Source organism: Ruegeria sp. THAF33 (assembly GCF_009363615.1).
Taxonomy (GTDB): domain Bacteria; phylum Pseudomonadota; class Alphaproteobacteria; order Rhodobacterales; family Rhodobacteraceae; genus Ruegeria.
On sequence record NZ_CP045384.1, the window covers coordinates 1,485,014 to 1,506,660 of the forward strand.

General features: G+C 56.8%; 22 protein-coding genes. 7 read left to right on the plus strand and 15 right to left on the minus strand.

Going from position 1 to position 21,647, the window contains the following annotated elements:
* The first annotated feature begins 56 nt into the window (after positions 1 to 56).
* Together rpsB and tsf are read left to right on the plus strand one after the other, a co-directional pair.
* A complete protein-coding gene (rpsB, locus tag FIU92_RS07465) occupies positions 57 to 857 on the plus strand; it encodes a 30S ribosomal protein S2 (protein WP_152457971.1) in 801 nt (266 codons plus the stop codon).
* Positions 858 to 933: 76 nt separating this feature from the next.
* A complete protein-coding gene (gene tsf, locus FIU92_RS07470) occupies positions 934 to 1,809 on the plus strand; it encodes a translation elongation factor Ts (protein WP_152457972.1) in 876 nt (291 codons plus the stop codon).
* A 367-nt stretch (positions 1,810 to 2,176) separates the two neighbouring features.
* On the opposite strand, the gene FIU92_RS07475 is transcribed toward tsf, so the two are convergent.
* Together FIU92_RS07475 and aroQ are read right to left on the minus strand one after the other, a co-directional pair.
* Positions 2,177 to 2,932 carry an autoinducer binding domain-containing protein gene (locus FIU92_RS07475; protein ID WP_152457973.1) on the minus strand — a complete coding sequence of 252 codons (756 nt, stop codon included), beginning with the start codon at positions 2,930 to 2,932 and terminating at the stop codon, positions 2,177 to 2,179.
* Positions 2,929 to 3,378, minus strand: coding sequence for a type II 3-dehydroquinate dehydratase (gene aroQ / locus FIU92_RS07480; protein WP_152457974.1), 450 nt, complete (start codon positions 3,376 to 3,378; stop codon positions 2,929 to 2,931). The genes FIU92_RS07475 and aroQ overlap by 4 nt, the downstream gene beginning before the upstream one ends.
* Positions 3,379 to 3,834: 456 nt before the next feature.
* On the opposite strand from aroQ, the gene FIU92_RS07485 reads away from it, so the two are divergent.
* Positions 3,835 to 4,653 (plus strand): SDR family oxidoreductase, encoded by an 819-nt coding sequence (locus FIU92_RS07485; RefSeq protein ID WP_152459854.1) that lies wholly within the window; start codon positions 3,835 to 3,837, stop codon positions 4,651 to 4,653.
* 28 nt (positions 4,654 to 4,681) lie between these two features.
* Here FIU92_RS07485 and FIU92_RS07490 read toward each other — a convergent pair whose 3' ends face one another.
* The gene (locus FIU92_RS07490; protein ID WP_152457975.1) at positions 4,682 to 5,311 is read right to left on the minus strand and encodes a 2-hydroxychromene-2-carboxylate isomerase; all 630 of its coding nucleotides are present in this window, start codon (positions 5,309 to 5,311) and stop codon (positions 4,682 to 4,684) included.
* Between the two features lie 217 nt (positions 5,312 to 5,528).
* Between FIU92_RS07490 and FIU92_RS07495 the strand changes: the two genes are divergently transcribed.
* Together FIU92_RS07495 and FIU92_RS07500 are read left to right on the plus strand one after the other, a co-directional pair.
* Positions 5,529 to 6,743, plus strand: a complete 1,215-nt coding sequence (locus FIU92_RS07495; protein WP_254705363.1) for a serine hydrolase — start codon at positions 5,529 to 5,531, stop codon at positions 6,741 to 6,743.
* Between the two features lie 51 nt (positions 6,744 to 6,794).
* The gene (locus FIU92_RS07500) at positions 6,795 to 7,664 is read left to right on the plus strand and encodes an acyl-CoA thioesterase II (protein WP_152457976.1); all 870 of its coding nucleotides are present in this window, start codon (positions 6,795 to 6,797) and stop codon (positions 7,662 to 7,664) included.
* Here FIU92_RS07500 and FIU92_RS07505 read toward each other — a convergent pair.
* The 11 genes from FIU92_RS07505 to FIU92_RS07555 form a co-directional block, all read right to left on the minus strand.
* Entirely contained in the window at positions 7,661 to 8,428 is a 768-nt protein-coding gene (locus tag FIU92_RS07505; RefSeq protein WP_152457977.1) for an SDR family oxidoreductase, read from the minus strand. The two genes, FIU92_RS07500 and FIU92_RS07505, sit on opposite strands and share 4 nt — an antisense overlap.
* A gap of 185 nt (positions 8,429 to 8,613) precedes the next feature.
* On the minus strand, positions 8,614 to 9,303 hold the full coding sequence (phoB, locus tag FIU92_RS07510; protein ID WP_152457978.1) for a phosphate regulon transcriptional regulator PhoB: 690 nt from the start codon (positions 9,301 to 9,303) through the stop codon (positions 8,614 to 8,616).
* Between the two features lie 12 nt (positions 9,304 to 9,315).
* Positions 9,316 to 10,017, minus strand: a complete 702-nt coding sequence (gene phoU / locus FIU92_RS07515) for a phosphate signaling complex protein PhoU (protein WP_152457979.1) — start codon at positions 10,015 to 10,017, stop codon at positions 9,316 to 9,318.
* 16 nt (positions 10,018 to 10,033) lie between these two features.
* The gene (pstB, locus tag FIU92_RS07520; RefSeq protein WP_152457980.1) at positions 10,034 to 10,831 is read right to left on the minus strand and encodes a phosphate ABC transporter ATP-binding protein PstB; all 798 of its coding nucleotides are present in this window, start codon (positions 10,829 to 10,831) and stop codon (positions 10,034 to 10,036) included.
* Positions 10,832 to 10,843: 12 nt separating this feature from the next.
* Positions 10,844 to 12,175: a phosphate ABC transporter permease PstA gene (gene pstA / locus FIU92_RS07525; protein ID WP_152457981.1), complete on the minus strand. Its 1,332-nt coding sequence runs from the start codon at positions 12,173 to 12,175 to the stop codon at positions 10,844 to 10,846.
* The gene (gene pstC / locus FIU92_RS07530) at positions 12,172 to 13,644 is read right to left on the minus strand and encodes a phosphate ABC transporter permease subunit PstC (protein WP_152457982.1); all 1,473 of its coding nucleotides are present in this window, start codon (positions 13,642 to 13,644) and stop codon (positions 12,172 to 12,174) included. The genes pstA and pstC overlap by 4 nt, the downstream gene beginning before the upstream one ends.
* 92 nt (positions 13,645 to 13,736) lie before the next feature.
* Entirely contained in the window at positions 13,737 to 14,777 is a 1,041-nt protein-coding gene (locus FIU92_RS07535; RefSeq protein ID WP_152457983.1) for a substrate-binding domain-containing protein, read from the minus strand.
* A gap of 194 nt (positions 14,778 to 14,971) precedes the next feature.
* A complete protein-coding gene (locus FIU92_RS07540) occupies positions 14,972 to 16,012 on the minus strand; it encodes a cell wall metabolism sensor histidine kinase WalK (RefSeq protein WP_152457984.1) in 1,041 nt (346 codons plus the stop codon).
* Positions 16,013 to 16,039: 27 nt separating this feature from the next.
* Positions 16,040 to 16,564, minus strand: coding sequence for a gamma carbonic anhydrase family protein (locus FIU92_RS07545; RefSeq protein ID WP_152457985.1), 525 nt, complete (start codon positions 16,562 to 16,564; stop codon positions 16,040 to 16,042).
* A complete protein-coding gene (gene gmk, locus FIU92_RS07550) occupies positions 16,561 to 17,202 on the minus strand; it encodes a guanylate kinase (protein WP_152457986.1) in 642 nt (213 codons plus the stop codon). Before gmk ends, FIU92_RS07545 begins: the two co-directional genes overlap by 4 nt.
* A 17-nt stretch (positions 17,203 to 17,219) precedes the next feature.
* Complete coding sequence (locus FIU92_RS07555; protein WP_152457987.1) at positions 17,220 to 18,110, minus strand: YicC/YloC family endoribonuclease; 891 nt, start codon at positions 18,108 to 18,110, stop codon at positions 17,220 to 17,222.
* A 245-nt stretch (positions 18,111 to 18,355) separates the two neighbouring features.
* On the opposite strand from FIU92_RS07555, the gene FIU92_RS07560 reads away from it, so the two are divergent.
* Positions 18,356 to 19,030 (plus strand): PAS domain-containing protein, encoded by a 675-nt coding sequence (locus tag FIU92_RS07560; RefSeq protein ID WP_152457988.1) that lies wholly within the window; start codon positions 18,356 to 18,358, stop codon positions 19,028 to 19,030.
* A 69-nt stretch (positions 19,031 to 19,099) separates the two neighbouring features.
* On the opposite strand, the gene FIU92_RS07565 is transcribed toward FIU92_RS07560, so the two are convergent.
* Positions 19,100 to 20,470, minus strand: a complete 1,371-nt coding sequence (locus FIU92_RS07565) for a class II 3-deoxy-7-phosphoheptulonate synthase (RefSeq protein ID WP_152457989.1) — start codon at positions 20,468 to 20,470, stop codon at positions 19,100 to 19,102.
* A gap of 169 nt (positions 20,471 to 20,639) precedes the next feature.
* Here FIU92_RS07565 and FIU92_RS07570 point away from each other — a divergent pair, with 169 nt between their 5' ends.
* Complete coding sequence (locus FIU92_RS07570) at positions 20,640 to 21,644, plus strand: GlxA family transcriptional regulator (protein WP_152457990.1); 1,005 nt, start codon at positions 20,640 to 20,642, stop codon at positions 21,642 to 21,644.
* The last annotated feature ends 3 nt before the right edge of the window (positions 21,645 to 21,647 follow it).

The following is a 21,647-nucleotide window of genomic DNA, read 5'->3' on the forward strand; positions in this document are numbered from 1 at the left end:
GAGCATTTGCTTCTTTCACCCCCGCCGAGGCGTAAACCGGAAAAGGAAAACACAGCATGGCTCTTCCCGAGTTCACCATGCGTCAGCTGCTGGAAGCTGGCGTTCACTTCGGCCACCAGACACAGCGTTGGAATCCCCGCATGGGCCCGTTCATCTACGGCTCGCGCAATGGCATCCACATCATGGACCTGACCCAGACCGTTCCGATGCTGGACCAGGCTTTGCAGGCCGTTCGTGACACCGTTGCCAAAGGTGGCCGCGTTTTGTTCGTTGGTACCAAGCGTCAGGCTGCTGGCCCGATCGCAGAAGCGGCTGAAAAGTCGGCTCAGTACTACATGAACCACCGCTGGCTGGGCGGCACGCTGACCAACTGGAAAACCGTTTCCCAGTCGATCAACCGTCTGAACCAGATCGACGAAGCGATGGAATCGGGCGCCGAAGGCCTGACCAAGAAAGAGCGTCTGGGCATGGAGCGTGACCAGGCCAAGCTGCAGGCTTCGCTGGGCGGTATCCGCGAGATGGGCGGCGTACCTGATCTGCTGTTCGTCATCGACGTCAAGAAAGAAGCACTGGCCATCGCCGAAGCCAACAAGCTGGGTATCCCGGTTGTGGCTGTTGTCGACACCAACTGCTCGCCCGACGGTGTTGATTACATCATCCCTGGCAACGATGACGCAGCCCGCGCGATCTCGCTGTACTGCGATCTGGCCGCACGTGCCGCTCTGGACGGCATGACCGCTCAGCTGGGTGCCGCTGGCGTTGATTTGGGTGAATTCGAAGAAGCGCCGGTTGAAGAAGCCGTTGCGGAAGAAGCACCCGCTGAAGAAGCTGCTCCGGAAGCCAAAGCCGAAGCGTAAGCTGCCCGTCACGTAAATGACATATGGGGCAGGGTAGACCTGCCCCAATTCCATTTGAATTGAGGAGAGCCTAAAGATGGCAATCACAGCAGCAATGGTTAAAGAACTGCGCGACTCGACCGGCGCAGGCATGATGGACGCGAAAAAAGCGCTGACTGAAACTGGCGGCAACATGGATGAAGCCGTTGACTGGCTGCGCACCAAAGGTTTGGCCAAGGCGGCCAAGAAATCGGGCCGTACCGCAGCTGAAGGTCTGGTTGCAGTGCATGTCGATGGCGGCAACGGTGTTGCTGTTGAAGTGAACTCGGAAACCGACTTTGTCGCGAAAAACGCCGAGTTCCAGGAAATGGTCGGCAAGATTGCATATGCGGCTGAAGGCGTCGACAATGTAGAGGAACTGTTGGCAGCAGATCTGGGCGGTAAGTCCGTCGCGGACACCCTGACTGACAAAATCGCCACCATCGGTGAAAACATGTCGGTGCGTCGCATGGCGAAACTGTCGGGCGACACCGTTGTGTCCTATGTCCACAATGCGGCCACCAACGGCATGGGCAAAATCGGCGTTCTGGTTGCTTTGACCGGTGGCGACGAAGCGATTGGCAAGCAGGTTGCAATGCACATCGCGGCTGTGAACCCGGCGGCCCTGTCCGAAGCAGACATGGACCCGGCGGTTGTCGAGAAAGAAAAGCAAGTCCAGATGGACATCGCCCGCGAATCCGGCAAGCCGGAGCAGGTGATCGAAAAGATGATCGAAGGCCGCATGAAGAAATTCGTCGCGGAATCGACTCTGCTGAACCAGCAATTTGTCGTGAACCCTGACCTGACCGTCGAAGCAGCGGCCAAGGAAGCAGGCGCGACCATCACCGGCTTCATCCGTCTGGAAGTTGGCGAAGGCATCGTGGTTGAAAAAGAAGATTTCGCCGCCGAAGTCGCCAAAGCCGCGCAAGGCTAAAAGGGCACAGGGAAAGTGCCAGCAACGGCCTTTCCCAACAAACCTAAAGGGTTACGCACTGCGTAACCCTTTTTTTCTGCCATCGGCGGATTTCAAAATTCTGAAATGTAGAGAAGAATTGGAGGGCCCCGCATGATGGGGATGGTCGAGGCCCCCCAAAATTCCGACACCGGTACGCGGACAAATAGGCGCCCCCTTGTCAGAGTGATCGGAGAGCTTTGTTATTGCAAAGATCCAATCCAATGTTCCCTGGCTAAAGCCACCACTCACGGAACACTCTCACTTTGCAACTTTTCCGATTGGTTTGAAAAGTAGTGATTTCCTTACCTAGGGTAAACTGACGCGGGATAGCGTCAAAATATTGCGGTTATGCTTCCATAATGAACATCTGGTTGTGCAGTGACGCCTTGAGAACCGCTTGCGCCGTCGTTTCGACCGAAAGCGCCTCGCGCGCGAGTCGCAGGTGCTTTTCCACCGTTGCAGATGTCAGACCCATCAGCAGCGCGATGTCCTGAGTGGTTTTCCCGTCACCAACCCACTGCAAAGCTTCGCGTTGGCGTTTGGTAAGTGCCCGGTTCGGCGGATGGAACGGCAATGTCAGGATTTTCAGGTGGGCGACATTGTTCATAAGTAGAATGTCGTCGCCGTGCTCTTCCCAGACCGCATCCACATCCTCCTGGCTCAACCCATTATTGGCCGACAGGGAAATCGCCCCTTTCGAGCGCATGGAAACCGAGTTGAAGCTGACGGTATAACCGGAAACCACGCCCATGGATTTGTTGAACTCGAAAACTTCGCGTTCCTTTGCGGTCATCGTCCCGCCCGAGTTCATGTCCTGCAACATTTTCCAGCTGGCGGCGCCTTCGTTGTCCAAGGCCCACTTCAACATCGGAGCGTGAAAATACAGTCCATCCTTGATGAATCCGTCCACATAGGCCCGCTTGTGGTTCGTCAGGATTACGAAATCTTCTGGATCACCCAGAGACGTGGCCGTCCGGAATTGCGTGTACCCATAGATCAGGCGGGTAAAACCAAATTCGGCCATTTGGCGGCAATGTGCATCCCACAGGTCTTCCAGGGTTTTGGCGTAGCTGACAAACCGAAGATATTCCTTGAGCTTCATGTCGTGCTGCCTGCTTTCAGATGAGCCGCGAGCGCATCCAGCGCGAGGATATAGCTGTGGGCACCGAATCCACAGATCTGACCCAGTGCGACAGGGGCTATGTAGGACCTGTGCCGAAACGTTTCCCGGGCATGAATGTTGGAAAGATGCACTTCAACAACCGGCAGTTCCACCGATGCAATCGCATCCATAAGGGCAATCGACGTATGCGTGAACGCGCCTGCGTTCAGTATCAGCCCGCTTTGTACACCGCGGGCCGCGTGAATGGCGTCAAGCAGCACACCTTCGTGATTGGATTGCAGGTGGGTGACGTCCAGCCCAATGGAGGCGCCATGCTGAACGCAACGATCCTCGATCATATGTAGTGTCGTGCTGCCGTAAACCTCGGGCTGCCGTGTGCCAAGCAGATTGAGGTTTGGGCCATTCAATACCAAAACGTTATGCATGTTTTCACGATCCCCATACTTGGTTCATAGACGCGAAAAGGCCGGGTTGTCTACCTGACTTTGGTGGATTGAATACAGACAGTTGCCCTGAAAACAGACCTTGAGATGGAAGAGGAAACCAAGTTCAGTCCTTCGACATGACGACACAGCGCGTCCGTTTGGACTTGGGCCGTGCATTTACGTCCGTTTTTCGATTGCCAGAAAACAGGTTTTCGGGCGCATCGTCGTCGGTATCAGTATCGGAACATTGGAACTATCCGGGCTTACCAGCCGGCGCTTTGCGACGCTGAGTAATCCTTGCAAACCGTCTCTGATGCGATTGAAGATTGTCATGTGGAGTTTTGGTGCAACCCGGTTTCGTGCCAACGCAGCGGGCGGCTGATCGCCGCAAAGACAACAAGGCTTTGAACCGGGCCGGAATGCAACCGAAATCAGATTTAGCAGAGGAACATGACAATGACCCCCGATACCCTTTTCTCGCTGCCCGGCAAAACCGCATTGGTCACCGGAGGCGCCACGGGTATCGGTCGGATGGCCGCAGAGGCGTTGGTCAGGGCCGGCGCGCGCGTGTTGATTGCTTCTCGAAACGGGGACGCCTGTGTCGCGGCCGCCGCTGAGCTGAATGCACTGGAGGCACCGGGAAGTGCCGAAGGGTTTGCCGGAGACATCAGCAGCGAGGCAAGTATCGCTAAACTGGTTTCGGACATTCAGGAACGGACGGAAGGGATTGATATTCTTATGAATAACTCTGGCGTGACCTGGGGGGCACCCTTGGGCCAGTTTCCGTATGACGCGTGGGACAAGGTGATGTCGGTCAACGTGGCCGGGGTATTCGAGCTTACTCAGAGGCTGCTGCCGATGTTGATGCAATCCGGAACCGCAGACGATCCGGCCAGGGTCGTGAATGTTGGATCCGTGATGGGAGAGGTTCCCATGGGGGATGGCGCCTATAGCTATTCAGCCTCGAAAGCTGCGGTTCTGCATTTGACAAAAATCATGGCCAAGGAACTGTCGCCTTACCACGTGACGGTCAACGCGCTGGCTCCGGGGCCGTTCGTATCGCGGATGACAGCCTTTGCTACGGCGGATGAGGACAAGCGCGAAAAGGTCGGCAAGTCAGTGCCTCTTGGGCGCGTCGGCCGTGATGAAGATATAGCGGGGTGCGTGCTGTTTCTGTGTGGACGCGGCGGCAGTTATGTAACCGGTTCGATCATCCCGGTTTCTGGTGGGATCAACGTTGTAACGTCGGGCAATATCTTTGCCGAAGCGTTCTGAGACGCGCTGCGATCAAAACCGATCCTGTTCACAACGTGTTGGATTTGTGTCGTTTCTTGTTTTTCGACAGTTCAATTTCCAGGTTCGGCAAGCTGTTCTTGCCAAAGAACATTTCAGATCCGTAAAACAGGCTGGGAACGCCAAAAACGCCGCGGCGCACGAACGATTTGGTCTGATCCTTCAGGTCCTGTTTGATTTCAGGGCTTGTCATGGCCTCGCGCAGCTTGCGAACCGGCAGTTCATTTTCCTGTAGAATGTCAATCAGAACGGCCAGTTCATCCGCCTTTTGGCCATGCACCCATATGGCATCAAAGATGGCGTTTATGTATTTGATTTCCCATGATTTACCACTAGCGAACCGGGCGCCGCGCATCGCAAATTTCGTATTGATCGGAAAATGCGGGCTCATGTGAAAGCTCAGCCCGCGACGCCGCGCGAACCGATGCAAGTCATGAGTAAGATAGGCGGTTTTCTGGCGGTTTTCGGAAAACGCCTGAAACGGGCTCTGGTTGTGCGTTGCCTTGAAAACAACGGGCAGAAGGACAGGGGAATACCTGATCTTGGCATTATGCCGCGCGGCCAGCTCTGGCAGCATCTTGTGGGCCAGAAAGGCATTTGGGCTGCAAAAATCGTAAACGAAATCTATGCTTTGCGTCATGCTATTCCTCCAGGCCAATCCGGCACGTCGCCGTCCAACAATTTACAAGCGAATCTGTGACGGTTTCACTGTATCACTTGGATTTAAGGCGTGCCTCTTGGCCCTGCTTGTATAACCATTCATTTCAGCCCGGGTTTTGCTGTTGTTTCAGGCCCTACGCGTACACGAAATTAGTCAACTTCTGGTGGAACTCAAAAAAATGCTTCGAAAACAAGTCATGTTCGATGAAATGCGCCTGAACCGGATTCGCCTCTGGATGGACCGCTATGTTGAGCAGCGCAAATACGCGGGTTCGTCCTTTTTGCTGAAGCACAAGGGGGATGAGGTCTTTTTCCACGCCAGCGGCCTGCGAAATCTTGAAGAGGACTTGCCGTTCCAACGCGACACGCTGGTGCGCATCTACTCGATGACCAAACCCGTCACGTCTGTTGCCTTGATGATGCTGGCGGAACGTGGGCTGTTTCACCTCGACGCGCCGCTGTCGGATTTCCTTCCCGAGTACAAACAGATGCAGGCTCTGGTACCCGGCGCGGACAAGCTGGATCAAACCGAGGACGCGGCAAGCCCGACCCTTCATCAGTTGCTGACCCATACCAGCGGTTTCAGCTATCCGTTCAACCCCGGGATACTGCCGGAGGCGATGGATGAAAAGGACCTTATATTCAAACCAAATCAGGGCCTTCTGAACGATCGCGTACGTGAACTGGCAGAGTTTCCCTTGGCTTTCCAGCCCGGAACACGGTGGGAATATTCGGTTGGAACCGATGTGCTTGGGCGCGTTGTCGAGGTCGTCTCGGGACAGACCCTGGAACAATTCTTCCGGCAGGAAATCTTGGCGCCCCTCGAGATGCGCGAAACCGGGTTTTCCGTGCCCGACGGGGCAGGGGACCGGTTCGCCTCGCTTTATACGCCGCTGGCCGGCGATGCGATGGCGTTGAATTCCGCGGAACAGGGAGGCGATACCTTGCGTCTGGTGGATGCCCACGAAACCTCTCCATTTGCGAATGCGACAACGTTCTCGGGCGGCGGCGGGCTGGTTTCCACAATCGATGACTATGTCAAATTCGTCGACATGCTTCGCAATCGCGGGTCCGGCAACGGGCATCAACTGCTTGGCCCGAAAACGGTGGACTTCATGATGCGCAACCACTTGCCGGGCGATATCGCTTCGATGGGACCAAAGAGCTTTGCAGAACAGCCCATGGAAGGCATGGGATTTGGCCTTGCAGGGTCGATTGTCCTCAACCCGGGTCGGGTGCGCGTGCCCGGATCCGTTGGTGATTTCAGCTGGGGTGGCATGGCCTCGACCTATTTCTGGATCGACTGGCAGAACGATCTGACGGCTGTGTTCTTCACGCAATTGTCGCCGTCCAGTTCCTACCCATCCCGGGCTGAACTCAAGGCCTTGGTGCACGCCGCCATTATTGAATGATTTTGCTCAGGCTGATACCCGGGTTTCGATCAATTAGCCCATGAGCAGACAATGACCGAAGCGGAACGCATCTTACTGGACCTTCTGGATATCGAACGACTTGAAGTCGATCTTTTCCGCGGCACAGGATCGGGTGGAGAAACACCGACCCGAATTTTCGGCGGTCAGGTCATTGCACAGGCCCTAGCCGCGGCATACAGAACCGTGGAAGACCGGTTGTGCCATTCCCTGCACGCCTATTTCATCCGCCCCGGGAATCCAGATAAACCTGTTATTTATCAGGTGGATAGGGCGCGTGACGGTGGGTCGTTCACAACCCGTCGCGTTGTTGCCATTCAAAATGGCAAGCAGATCCTGAATATGTCAGCTTCCTTTCACGTTCAGGATGAAGGTTGGGATCATCAGCATCCGATGCCAACCGTGAATCCTCCACAGACATACCCATCACGTTCCGAGCTTCGACACGCATATGTGGATCGCGTGCCCGAAGGTTTTCGCGGTGAGCTTCTGCGTGAACGCCCGATCGAAGTCCGCGAGGTGGACCATCTGGATCCGTTCAACCCCGAAGTGTCGGACGACCGCAATAAAACCTGGTTTCGCATGGCGGCTGCCGCGTCTGCGGACGCAAAAACTCAACATCTGCTTTTGGCCTATGCGTCAGATATGAACCTGATGTCGTCAGGTTTGCGACCGCACGGGCTGAGCTGGTTTTCCGGAGAGTTCAACGGCGCCAGTCTGGACCATGCTTTGTGGTTTCATGCACCTGTGAAATTTCAGAACTGGCATCTGTATGTGATGGATTCTCCGTGGACGGGGCAGGGACGCAGCTTCAATCGCGGATCAATCTATTCAGAAGACGGAACCCTGGTCGCGTCGGTGGCTCAGGAAGGTCTTATGAGGAAGGTTCAGAAAAAACGTTAGGTATCTGGCGTAAAATGTTGATTCAACTTTCGCATCCCGCCCAGCCAGCGATCGTAGTCAGCCGCTTTGAGTTGCAGATAATCCAAAACCTGCGGATGCGGAAGAACCAGAAATCGTTCTTCCCGGATGGCTTGTACGCAGGTTTCAGCGACGTCTTCCGGCTCCAGCATTCCGTCGATCGATGCCACTGAAACCTCATGTCCTTCAGTCATTTTTGACCGAACCGCCTGAGGACAAAGAACCGAAACCCGCAGACCTTTGGCGCCATATGTCAGCGACAGCCACTCGGCAAATCCAACTGCCGCGTGTTTCGTGACACCGTATGGCGCCGCACCCGGTTGGTTCAGTAAACCCGCCGCAGAGGCCGTCGTCAGAATATATCCGCCGCCGCGACCGATCATACGAGGCACCAAATGGCGCGCGGTCCACACGTGCGACATCACGTTGATTTTCCAAATTTTTTCCCATTGATCATCGGGAACATCCAGACCGCCAAGCGTCAGGATGCCGGCATTTGCGCAGAACAGATCAATTGGGCCAACAGTATCTTCGGTGAAATCAATCAACGCCTTGATCTGTTCCTCATCCGAAACGTCACATGTGAACGCAACACCGCCAGTTTGGGTTGCGACTTCACGGGCTCCGGCTTCGTCAATATCCGAACAGATGACGCGCGCACCTTCCTGAGCAAAACGTTCCGCCAAACCCCGGCCAATGCCATCTGCGGCACCGGTCACGATGACAGTTCTATTTCTGAGCTCCATGGCGCGTTCCAAAACTAGTATTGCGTGTTCTGGGCAGAGTGTTCACTTTGCGGCCAAGTTACAAGTGACCTGAAATTACCATAATACCGATTATGCGAATACCGACTACCGCCACGGGGCGCCACCCACAAATACGGCTCCTGTCAAAATTCAAACGCCTTTGGCGCCATATACGCAGGATGTGGTTATCCCAAGGCGTATCCCGCGCCTCGGACGGTTCGTACTGGATCGGTCCCGCCATATTGCGTCAGGGCTTTGCGCAAACGCCCGATATGAACATCGACGGTTCGGGTATCGACATAGATGTCGCGTCCCCAAACCCGGTCCAGCAATTGCTCGCGGCTCCAGACCCTGCCCGGCTTTTCCATGAATGTGCTGAGAAGCCGGAACTCGGTCGGCCCAAGCTTCAGGGGTTTGTTGTCCCGGCTGACCTTGTGCGTCTCGGAGTCAAGAATGATGTCATCGAATTCCAGGCGCAAACCAACGGTCGAAGGACGGACGCGGCGCAATTGCGTGCGAACGCGCGCCATCAGCTCGACCACGGAATATGGCTTGACCACGTAATCATCCGCGCCGGTTTCAAGACCGCGAACTTTGTCGACTTCCTCGGTCCGGGCCGACAACATGATAATCGGGATTGAACGCGTGTCCGGGCGGCTTTTCAGGCGTCGGCAGACCTCGATACCGCTCAGATTGGGCATCATCCAGTCCAGGACAATGATGTCCGGGCAGTCTTCGTCTACCAACAGCATGGCTTCTTCGCCGTTGCCAGCCTTGGAAACCCGAAACCCTTCAGCTTCCAGATTGTAGGCCAAGACTTCACGTTGGGCCATTTCATCCTCTACAACCAAAACGGTAGGTTGATCTGCTGACATCTCGCTCGTCTCCTACACGGTTTGCGACGTGTTGTCAGCCTTGGGCCGGGCTTCGGCCGGGCGGTCGCCGGTGACCAGATACACGACCTGCTCGGCGATCGAGGTTACGTGATCGCCCATGCGTTCGATGTTCTTTGCGATGAAATGCAGGTGCATGCAGGCCGAGATATTGCGTGGATCTTCGGCCATGAACGTCAGAAACTCCCGAAACAGGCCGTTATACATCTGGTCCACCTCTTCATCGCGGTTGATGACGTCTGTGGCCAGTTCCGCATCGCGTTGAATATAGGCGTCCAGCGCATCACGCAGCATCCGTTCGACCTCGCGTGCCATACGGCGCAAGGCCGCAGCGCTTCCGTTGATCTCGCTGGCATTGACCAGAACCGTGGTTCGTTTGGCGATATTCTTGGCATAGTCGCCAATGCGCTCAAGGTTGCCGGACACCTTCAGAACCGACAGGATCAGCCGCAAGTCACTTGCCGTGGGTGCCCGCAGCGCAATCAACCTGGCCGTTTCTTCGTTGATCAGCTCTTCAAGCGCGTCGATGGCCTTGTCGCCTTTTCGCACCTCTTGCGCCAACTCTTCATCGCGGGTTTCCAGCGAGCGGGCCGCGCCTATGATGGCGGCCTCGACCAGCCCGCCCATCTTCATGATATGCGCTTGGATCGCTTCGAGGTCGCGGTCAAAAACAGATGCAATATGTTGTTCGCTCATTGTCAGATACCTGTGATTAGCCGATGCGGCCTGTAATGTAGCTTTCCGTGCGCGGATCTATCGGATTGGTAAAGATCTGGCCGGTTTCACCGAATTCAACCAGATTGCCCAAGTGGAAGAAGGCCGTTTTCTGACTGACCCGCGCCGCCTGCTGCATCGAGTGGGTGACGATCACAACCGAAAACCGCGACCTCAGTTCATCGATCAACTCTTCGACCTGTGCGGTCGCGATCGGATCAAGGGCCGAGCACGGCTCGTCCATCAACAGAACTTCGGGTTCGGTGGCGACGGCCCGGGCGATGCACAAACGCTGCTGCTGGCCGCCGGACAGGCCGGTGCCAGGTGCATCCAGTCGATCCTTGACCTCATCCCAGATCGCGCCGCGACGCAGGGATTTTTCCACGATTTCATCCAGTTCCGCCTTGTTGCGGGCCATGCCGTGAATGCGCGGGCCATAGGCCACGTTGTCATAGATCGACTTCGGGAACGGGTTGGGTTTTTGGAACACCATTCCGACCTTGGCGCGCAACTGGACCGGATCGACACGCTTGTCATAGATGTCTTCACCATCCAGCAGGATGTCGCCTTCGACGCGGCAGATATCGATGGTGTCATTCATTCGGTTCAGGCAGCGCAGGAAGGTGGACTTGCCACAACCAGATGGCCCGATGAAGGCCGTGACAGTCTTGTCTTCGATCTCAACGCTCACGTCCTTGATGGCATGGGTTTCACCGTAGAAAACCTGTACGTTCTTGGCGTTGATCTTGATGTCTTTGGAGTCCACGGTTCTCTCCACTCGTGTCATGTCGTTCATTCCAGCCCCCATTTACCAGCGACGTTCAAAGCGGCGGCGCAAGATGATTGCGATGATATTCATGGTCAGCAGGAACATCAAAAGTATGATGATCCCACCCCACGCCTTCTCGTAAAAGCCGACGTCAGCGCGTGCGGCCCATGTATAGATCTGGGCGGGCATGGCCGAATTCGGCTCGGTAAAGCCTGCAAGAAAGCCGTCGGGATATCCGCGTGCGACAAACCCCACCATGCCGATCAGCAAAAGAGGTGCGGTTTCACCCAAGGCTTGCGCCAGACCGATGATGGTACCTGTCAGAATGCCCGGCGCAGCCAGCGGCAGCACGTGGTGAAACACCGCCTGCATTTTCGACGCCCCTACCCCAAGCGCCGCGTCGCGTATCGACGGAGGCACGGCCTTCAAGGACGCGCGGGTCGAGATGATGATCGTCGGAAGCGTCATCAGGGTCAGAACCAGACCGCCGACCAGCGGTGCCGATTGCGGCAGATGCATGAACTGAATGAAAACGGCCAGGCCCAGAATACCGAAGACGATGGACGGAACCGCGGCCAGGTTCGAAATGTTCACTTCGATCAGGTCAGTCAGCTTGTTCTGCGGCGCAAATTCTTCGAGATAGATCGAAGCTGCAACGCCAATCGGCAGAGACAGACACAAAACGACCAGCATCATGAAGAATGATCCCACAACCGAGACACCGATGCCTGCGCCGCCGGGGTTGTCCACGCCTGCGTCCGCGCCGGTGATGAAGGGCCAATTGAATGCCTGCTTGATGATGCCAGCCTGTTCCAGCGCATCGACCAGATCCAGATCGCTTTTTTGCAGAAACCGGCTGTCCTGTATCGTGTCGCGGGAAACGCGGCCTTTGAAGTATCCGTCCACCCGGCTGGATGCTGCCAGATCGAATTGGACCGGCTCACCCAGCTTGTCGGGGTTTTCGGTGTAAAAGGTCCGGATCGTCCCGCCGACTTTACCCAAAAGACGCTCGATCGCGGCCTCATCAAAATCAACGCTGATCCCGCGTTCAGCAAGTTCACTGTTCAACTGAGCGACGAACAGGTTGGAATAGACTTTTGTCTTGAACAGGGCTCCTTCGGCCTCGTCCCGCTGCGGTTCGGTCAGTGTGAATTCAATGCTGACGACCGTGCGTTGGAAGGCCGGAATCCCCTGCGACAGGATCGAAGCGAACAGAACAACCAAAAAGAACAGACCGGTTGCGATTGCGGCGATGCCATAAGCACGGAACCGTTTCTCGGCTTTGGCACGTTTCTTCGTGCGTTCATCCGAAGCCGTGAGCGAGATCGTATGGCGACCGGATTGGGGGCTTTGCATACTGGTGTCGGTCATTCGTACTGCTCCCGGTACTTGCGCACGATATAAAGGGCACACACGTTGAGCCCCAAGGTGAGAATGAAAAGGGTCATGCCAAGTGCGAAGGCGACCAGCGCCTCGGGTGAGGCAAAGTCGGCGTCCCCCGTCAACTGGCTGACGATCTTGGCTGTCACGGTTGTCATGGCTTCGAACGGGTTCAGGCTGAGGCGGGCTGCGGCCCCTGCCCCGAGAACCACGATCATGGTCTCGCCGATGGCGCGCGATGCCGCCAGAAGGATCGCGCCGACGATACCGGGCAACGCGGCGGGCAGAACGACCTGACGGATGGTTTCGGATTGCGTGGCGCCAAGGCCATAAGAACCGTCGCGCATGGCCTGCGGCACCGCGTTGATAATGTCGTCAGACAGTGATGAGACAAACGGGATCAACATGATCCCCATCACCAGACCCGCAGTCATGACGGCAGTGCCGGCTTTCATCCAGCCCAGGCCACTTTCACCAAATACGTCCAACAGCAGCGGGCCAACGGTCAACAAGGCGAAGAGACCGTAAACGATGGTCGGAATCCCGGCCAGCACCTCAAGCAGCGGCTTGGCGACAGAGCGCAAGCGGGACGAAGCGTATTCGCTGAGATAGATCGCGGCGAACAATCCGATCGGCACTGCAACCAGCAGCGCCACGACAGAGATGTAGAGCGTCCCCCACAGCAGCGGCAAGATACCGAGTTCGGACAACCCGCCGCGGCCCGAAAAGCTGGGTGCCCAGGTCATGCCGAGAAAGAAATCTGACGCCGGGTACAGTTTGAAGAATTCCCAGGTGTTGAACACAAGAGACAGGACAATGCCCACCGTTGTGAGGATTGCAACCGACGCGGCCGCCAGAAGCAGGACATGAACCCCCTGTTCCACAACGTTGCGCGCACGGTATTCGGCGTTGGTTTGCAACCAGCCCGCTACGGCACCGATCAAGGCAACCGCGACAACGGCAACGGACATGATTGCGTACCCGGTCGAGCTCATGGCGCGGTAGCTCTGCGCAGCGCGCAGTACCGGTTGGGTGATGTCCGAAGTCACAACCTGCCCCGCGTCCTTCAAAAGCTGGGTGATCTCGGCGACATTTGCATCGGCATCACTGGCGGCGTTCTGGGTCAGAGTGCCTTGCGCAACCGCGTTGTCCAGCCCGGCGGCGGTGCGGCGTACTTCGGCCATCACCAGGCTGCGGGAGGAACCTTCCTTTATCACAGAGTCCGGTATCATGTCCGACACCTGCGCATTGAGGAAGAAAGGCTGCGCCAACAGCCACACGATCAAGAGACCGAAGGCCGGCACAAGTGTCTTCAGTGCAACGTTTGCACCGTAAAAAGATGGCAGGGAATGCAGGTTCCGACTGTCACCCCCTGCGTTTTGCAGTGCGCGCGTACGTCCCAACAGATAGCCGACAGCCGCGATCGCCGAAACGATCAGAAAGAGCCAAAGTATCGGCATGACACCCCCATTGCCTTCGATTGCGAGTAGTAAAAAGACAGTGAAGGGGCGACTGATCCGTCGCCCCCATTTGCGTTAAACTGACGTCAGGCTCAGCTGCCCGAACCCATGGTGACTTCGTTGGCGATTGCGTCCTGAGTTTTTGCCAGCTCAGGATCGGCGACCAGGCCATAGTTGGCAAGCGGGCCCGACGGACCGGCGATTTCGTCATGGGTGAAGAACTGCGCGTATTCCTTCAGGCCCGGGATCACGCCGATATGAGCTTTCTTCACGTAGAAGAACAGCGGGCGAGAAACCGGATATTCGCCGGTCGAGATGGTTTCGGTCGACGGTGCGACGCCCGACATGGTGGCAACCTTCAACTTGTCGGTGTTGTTCTCGTAGAACGCCAGACCAAACACGCCGATACCGTTGGGGTTGGTGTCGATACGCGCCAGGGTTTCGGTGTAGTCACCGTCGATATCAACCGATTTGCCATCGGTGCGAACCGCCAGACAGGCATCTTCAGCGTCGTCTTCGCTCATGCCGCCCGCGATCATGGCTTCCATGGCGCCGGTTTCTTCACAACCGATCAGCAGAACTTTTTCTTCGAACACTTCGCGGGTGCCGTGCTTGGTGCCTGGGATGAAGCTTGCGATTTCAACATCGGGCAGTTCTGGGTTGAACTCGGCCCAGGTGTTGTACGGGTTGTCAACGATCTCACCGTCTTTCAGAACTTTTGCACCCAGAGCATTGAAAATGTCGGACGGTTCGAACGCGGTGAAGGCAGGCCCGGTCTGCTGGCTAGCGAATACGATGCCGTCATAACCGATGCGGACTTCCATGATGTCGGTCACACCGTTTTCGGCGCAGGCTTTGATCTCTTTTTCACGGATCGCGCGCGACGCGTTTGCAACGTCGATGGTGTTTTCGCCAACGCCTTCGCAGAAACGCTTCAGACCAGCCGACGAACCGCCGGATTCAACAACCGGAGTTGGAAAGTCTGTGTTTTCACCGAACAGTTCGGCTACGATCGAGGCATAAGGCAGAACGGTCGACGAACCGGCGATCTGAACGTTGTCACGCGCCGCAGCAGTGGTCGCCGAGACGGCAGCGATAGCCAGCGCAGATGCCGACAGTTTTACAAAGGACATTTCAGTCTCCCTGAAAAGGTGTACTTGATCACCACCATGATGATCCTGCGGGGACCCCTATGGCGCGTGCGTAAGCCTTTTGTGACACATGCGTAACGGTTTTATGACAGCAGGGCATTTTTCTGCGTTTGACTCCTGGAACAGCCAATGCCCCAAAGGGTCAGGATAAAAGCAGACTTGCATTCCAGGCTGTTTCAACTGGGCAAAATGACCGTAAAAACAGAACCTTTTCCCAATTCGCTTTCGACACGAAGTCTTCCACGATGGCGATTGACGATATGCTTCACGATCGCAAGGCCAAGCCCGGTTCCGCCCAGTTGCCGCGACCTGTGGCTGTCGGCGCGATAGAATCGCTCTGTCAGGCGCGGCAGGTGAACGGCATCTATGCCGGGGCCTTTGTCTATGAACTGGATTCGGACTGCCGGGCCGCGCATCGCCGGATCCCTGTCCGCTGGCAGGACACGTACCGTGACACTGCCGCCACTGGCGCCATACTTGATCCCGTTCTCGATCAGATTGGTGAAAACCTGCCGCAACTGGTCGCCGTCACCGGTGACTGAAAGCGGGCCGTTTTTCACGTCCAGCGACAGAACCACGCCAGCATCCTCCGCAAGGGGCCGCAGCGAGTTTATCGTGGATTGAAGTAGACCGGTAAGTTCCAGCTGTTGCTTGGGTCGAACACGTTCTTCGCTTTCGACCCGGTTCAACGACAACAGATCCCCGACCAGACGGTTCATCCGGTTGGCCTCATCGGCCATGATCTTGAGGAACCGGTCACGCGCGGCGGGATCGTCCCGTGCCGGACCGCGCAGGGTTTCGATAAACCCCATCAAGGCGGTCAACGGCGTGCGCAATTCATGGCTGACATTGGCCACGAAATCCCGTCGCATCTGGCTGGCGTGCTCCAGATGGGTGGTATCCTGAAACGTGACCATGACGGCCCCTTCGGAAGCGACCCCGTTCATGTATCTGCATTCAACTGTGTATGTTGTGTCCTGCGCACCGTCATTGGACAGATGACGTGCTTTCTTTGCGCTTCTGCTTGTCAGGCTTTGCTCAATCGCGTCCAGAACCTGCGGCTGTCGCAATATGGTCGCAAAATGACGTCCAACGATATTCTGGCCCAGAAGAGACGTTGCATCCGTGTTCGCGGCAATGATCCGTTCGGTCTGATCCACCATCAGCGCCGGCAGCGGGATCGCAAGAACAATGTCCTCAAGAACGTCTTCGGTCATGCGTCAAAACCCACTCATTCCGTGGCGTCAAAGCGCAGGTTTCAGGGTTTCGCGGAAATTGCGCATGTTTTCCTGATAGTGCAGCGCACTGAACGTGATCCTTTGGGCTGCGGCCTCATCCAGCTGGCGTACGACCTTGCCCGGCGATCCCATGACAAGCGAATTGTCGGGGATTTCCTTGCCCTCGGTGATCAAGGTCCCTGCTCCGATCAGACAGTTCCGGCCGATCTTTGCGCCGTTCAAAACGATTGCGCCCATTCCGACCAACGTGTTTTCGCCTATGGTGCAGCCATGCAGCATCACCTTGTGCCCAATGGTGCAATTTCGACCAATCGTCAGGGGAAACCCGGCGTCGATATGCATCACGCAGTTTTCCTGAACGTTGCTGCCCTCGCCGATCCGGATTTCTTCGTGATCCGCGCGAATCGTGCAGCCGAACCAGACCGAGGCCCCCTGCTCCAGCACAACCTTGCCAATCAGATTGGCATCGGGCGCGACCCAGGTGTCCTCGTGAATGTGCGGAGCGTGCTCGCCCAAAGCGTAAATGGTCATGACAGTCCCTCGAATTCTCTCTGCAACTTGCGGACGTGCTGTTGCAACCTGGGTTGCTGAATGCGACGCATCCGTTCCGCGCTGACGATGGTTTTCAGCTTTTCTTCGGTTGCCTCGAGGTCATCGTTGATCAGGACGTAGTCGTAATAGCCCCAGTGGCTGATTTCATCCCAGCTTTTGAGCATTCGACGGGCGATGACGTCATCACTGTCCTGCCCGCGTGTTTCCAGCCGGCGGCGCAGCTCGGGGATGGACGGCGGCAAAATGAAGATCGACAACGCGTGTTTCCCCAGATCCGAATTTCGGATCTGCACTTCACCCTGCCAGTCGACGTCGAACAATACGTCCTTACCGGCATTGATCGAATTTTTGACCGGCTCGGCAGGCGAACCATAGAAGTTTCCGAATACATGGGCGTGTTCCAGCATCTGCCCATCAGCGACCTGCTGTTTGAACTCGTCCTCGGACAGAAAGAAATACTCGCGCCCATGCTCTTCTCCGGGGCGCGGGGCACGGGTCGTCGCCGAGATCGAGAATTCCAGATCCGTATCCCAGGCCATCAGCCGTCTGGCCAGGGTCGATTTGCCCGCTCCGGACGGAGAAGACAGGATGATTAGTAGGCCTCGGCGGTCCGCCATGTCAGTCGTTCCCATTCTTATTCCACATTCTGCACTTGCTCGCGCATCTGATCGATCACCGCTTTCAGTTCCAGCCCGACCGATGTCAGGTCCGAGCTTTGCGCCTTGGAACACAGCGTGTTGGCTTCGCGATTGAACTCTTGCATCAGGAAGTCCAGCTTGCGGCCCACGGCCCCGTCCTGTGCCAACAACTCACGAGCGGCCGCCACATGCGCGGTCAGGCGGTCGATTTCTTCGGTGATATCCGCCTTGACCGCGATCATCGCAAGCTCTTGCGCGACACGATCGGGATCCGCGCCCTGCGTATTCTCCAGCACCCGCGCGAGATTCTCGCGCAGCCCCTCGGTCATCTTGTCCTTGCGTTGCTCGGCAATCTCTGCGGCCTGCGCCGTCAGCTCCGCGACCTGATCCAGTTGCGTGTTCAAGACAGCGGCCAAAGCTGCCCCTTCGGCTTTGCGCATATCTATGAACGCCGCCAGAAGATCTTTGAATTCGGACGTTAGATGAGCAACAAGCGGAGCCGGATCGTCGGCCTCGGTTCCTGCATCCATCATCCCCTTGAGCGCCAAAAGATCTGACGCACGCGACGGCGCCAGCGTGATGCCGCGCGCAGTCGCCAGCGCTTCCGTTCGCTCGAGAGCTGTCAGGGCCGCAGCCATCGCGGTTTCGTTCAAGGCCAGTTCCGGGGCAGAATCCTCGCGGTTCAAGCGCATCGACAGGGTCACGTTTCCCCGGCTCAGGGATTTGGACAGGGACGCCCGTAACGCGACTTCGAGGCCGGTCAACCAGTCGGGCACGCGCAGACGCATGTCCAGCCCCTTGCCATTTACGCTGCGAAGTTCCCACGACCAACTGTGCGGGCCGAAAGTTCCCTTCCCCGAGGCAAACCCGGTCATGGATCTGATCATGATGGCCCTTTCCTGTTCCCCTGCTGTTTCGAGCATGTGCCGCACCTAATGCCATTGACTGGTGCAGAGCAAGAGTTTGCTGACGACGCAATTGTTTGGCGCAAGTTAACCATTCGTTAAAGAATTGCTCCAAAATTGAAATAACCCGAGTCAAAATGCCCATAGCAATGGTTTGCGGGCCGCAGATGCTTCCAATGTGTTGCATTTTATGAAAAAGGCGGACAATTGACGGTAGGGTGATGAAAATGAAAACCTTTTTCGGGATAGGTTCCGGGTCAGAATTTGGAAAGATCGTCGCAATGGATCGCTTTGACAGTGGGCGCAGCCTATCGCCGATCCGCCAGGCCGAGGCGTATTGGACCGCATTGTTGAGCGGCGACAGCGTGCCCATGCGGTCTCAAATCGACCCGCGCGGTCTTGAGAATGTTCTTGAATATACGTTCATCCTGGAACGCATCGCACCCGGCCTGGCCCGATTTCGTCTGGCAGGCAGCCATCTGAACGCGCTTGCAGGGATGGAAGTGCGAGGGATGCCGTTGACCGCGTTCTTTCAACCGGATGCCCGTGCGCAAACCAAGGATGTTCTGGAACAGGTATTTGCATCCCCCGCTGTTGCCGAATTGAGTCTGAACTCGGGCGGGGTGTTGGGACGTACCCGGATGCAGGCCCGGATGATCCTTTTGCCACTGAAAAGCGACCTTGGGGATGTCAGTCGTGTTTTGGGGGTCATGATCGCCGATGGCGCAATCGGCAAGACACCGCGCCGGTTTTCACTGGCCGATACGCGGATCAAACCGGTTTCTGAAATTAAGGTGCCCGCGCCCACTCTGCGCCGTCCTGTGGAAGGTTTTGCCGAGGAACAACGCGAATTCAAACGCTCTGCCGGCCATCTTCATCTGGTGGTGTCACGCGACGATTGAAACACGCAAGATAGCCGTGATCAGAAACAGCGGGCCGATGGCCCGCTGTTGTCTGTGTTACAGATGCGCTCAGCTTACCGCGCGTTTCGAACCGTTGCGGCGCAGGTTGGTCAACTCTTCCGCCACCAGGAACGCAAGTTCCAGCGACTGCGACGCGTTCAAGCGCGGATCGCAAGCGGTGTGGTAGCGGTCCGACAGGTCCTCTTCGGTCACGGCACGTACACCGCCGGTGCATTCGGTCACATCCAGCCCGGTCATTTCGAAATGCACGCCACCGGGGATGGTTCCCTCGGCCTGATGCACTCCGAAAAAGTCACGCACCTCGCGCAGAACAGAATCGAACGGGCGGGTTTTATAGCCCGTGGCCGATTTGATCGTGTTTCCGTGCATCGGGTCGCAGACCCAAGTGACCTTGGCACCCTCTTCCTTGACCGCCTTGATCAGACGCGGCAGATGCTCGCCCGCCTTGCCCGCACCGAAGCGCGCGATCAGGGTCAGACGCCCCTCTTCGTTGTCGGGGTTCAGCTTGGACATCAGAACTTTGAGGTCCTCGGCCGTGGTGGTCGGGCCGCATTTCAGACCGATCGGATTCAGAACCCCGCGGCAGAACTCGACATGCGCGCCGTCGGGCTGACGGGTGCGGTCGCCGATCCAGATCATGTGACCAGAGCCAGCCAGCCAGTTGCCCGAGGTGGAATCCAGACGCGTTAGTGCCTCTTCGTATTCAAGCAGCAGCCCTTCGTGGCTGGTGTAGAATTCGACGGTCGAGAATTCATGGGTTGTTTCCGCAGTGATTCCAGCGGCTTCCATGAAGTCGATGGTGTCCTGAATGCGATCGGCAACCTCGGAATATTTCTGAACGTCCTGTTCATCCGCGAAACCCAAAGTCCAGGCATGAACGCGGCTCATATCCGCGAATCCACCGGTCGAGAATGCGCGCAGCAAGTTCAGTGTCGCCGCCGCTTGCGTATAGGCCTGCAACATCTTGTTGGGATTCGGAATCCTGGCTTCGGGTGTGAAGGCCAATTCGTTGATGATGTCGCCGCGGTAGCTGGGCAGTTCCACACCATCCACAACTTCGGTCGGGGCACTGCGTGGCTTGGCAAATTGTCCGGCCATACGACCGACTTTGACCACCGGCACCTTGGCGCCATAAGTCAGAACCATCGCCATTTGCAGCATCACCTTGAACGTGTCACGGATCGCATCAGCGCTGAATTGTTCAAAGCTTTCAGCGCAATCCCCGCCTTGCAGAAGGAAGGCCTCGCCGCGACCGGCGGCACCCAGATGCTGTTTGAGACGCCGCGCCTCGCCGGCAAAGACCAGCGGGGGATACTTTGAAAGCTGAGCCTCGACCTTGGCCAGCGCGGCCGCGTCGGTATAATCTGGCATCTGAACCCGGGGCTTGTTGCGCCAGTTCGATTTTTGCCATTCGGTCATAGCTTTGGTCTCCGCTGAAGTTTTCAGGTGGTCTCTATACAAAATGCAATGAAGAGTGACCATATCCCATTTGCGCCTCTTGACGACGTAAACAAGCTTTGATCATGGTGGCTGTCAAATCTGCCGCTGGATAATAAACTGACCAGCAGCGAAGCAAGGACATCTCGCCATGCAAGAGCAACGCCAAGTTGTCACGGTGGAAGACACTGCGGCCCCACCCCGGAATTTCGTTTTTGTCCTTTTGGACAAATTCTCGCTTCTGTCCTTTGCTTCGGCGCTTGACAGTCTGCGCATCGCCAACCGCATGGCGAACAGACAGCTTTACACCTGGAATCTGATGGGAGAAGGCGGGGAAACGGTAACCTGCTCGGCCGGGACCGAGTTCAAGCTGGACAGTGATCTGGTAGAGCTACAGCGCGACGACGTCGTTTTGATCTGCGGTGGTGTGGACGTTCAGGCGGCCACCAGCAAGCGCGTGCTGAACTGGCTGCGGCGCGAAGCCCGAAGGGGCTTGCGGATCGGTGGCCTCTGCACTGCGGCCTATACTCTGGCAAAGGCCGGGTTGCTGGACAACAAGAAGGCGACGATCCATTGGGAGAACTCTGACAGCTTCATCGAGGAATTCGATGAGGTCGAACTGACCAAAGCCGTCTTTCAGATCGATGGCAGCCGCATGACGACTGCGGGCGGCACCTCGTCGATTGACCTGATGCTCAAGCTGATTGCAGATGACTATGGCGAGGATCTGGCCAACGCGGTGGCGGATCAGATGATCTATTCCTCGATTCGAACCGACCAGGACACGCAGCGCCTGTCAACTCCGACCCGAATCGGTGTGCGGCATCCGAAGTTGAGCCAGGTTATCCTGATGATGGAAAAAAACATCGAAGAGCCGATCTCGCCATCGATCCTTGCCAAGGACGTGGGTATGTCGACCCGCCAGTTGGAGCGTCTGTTCCGCCGGTATCTCAGCCGTTCCCCCAAGCGCTATTACATGGAACTGCGCCTGCACAAGGCCCGCAACCTGCTGATGCAGACAGACATGAGCGTCATCAACGTGGCGCTGGCCTGTGGTTTCGCCTCGCCCAGCCATTTCTCGAAATGCTACCGGGCGCATTACAACACCACGCCCTATCGCGAACGTGGTGCGCAAAGTGGAAGATTGTCAGTCTAAGGT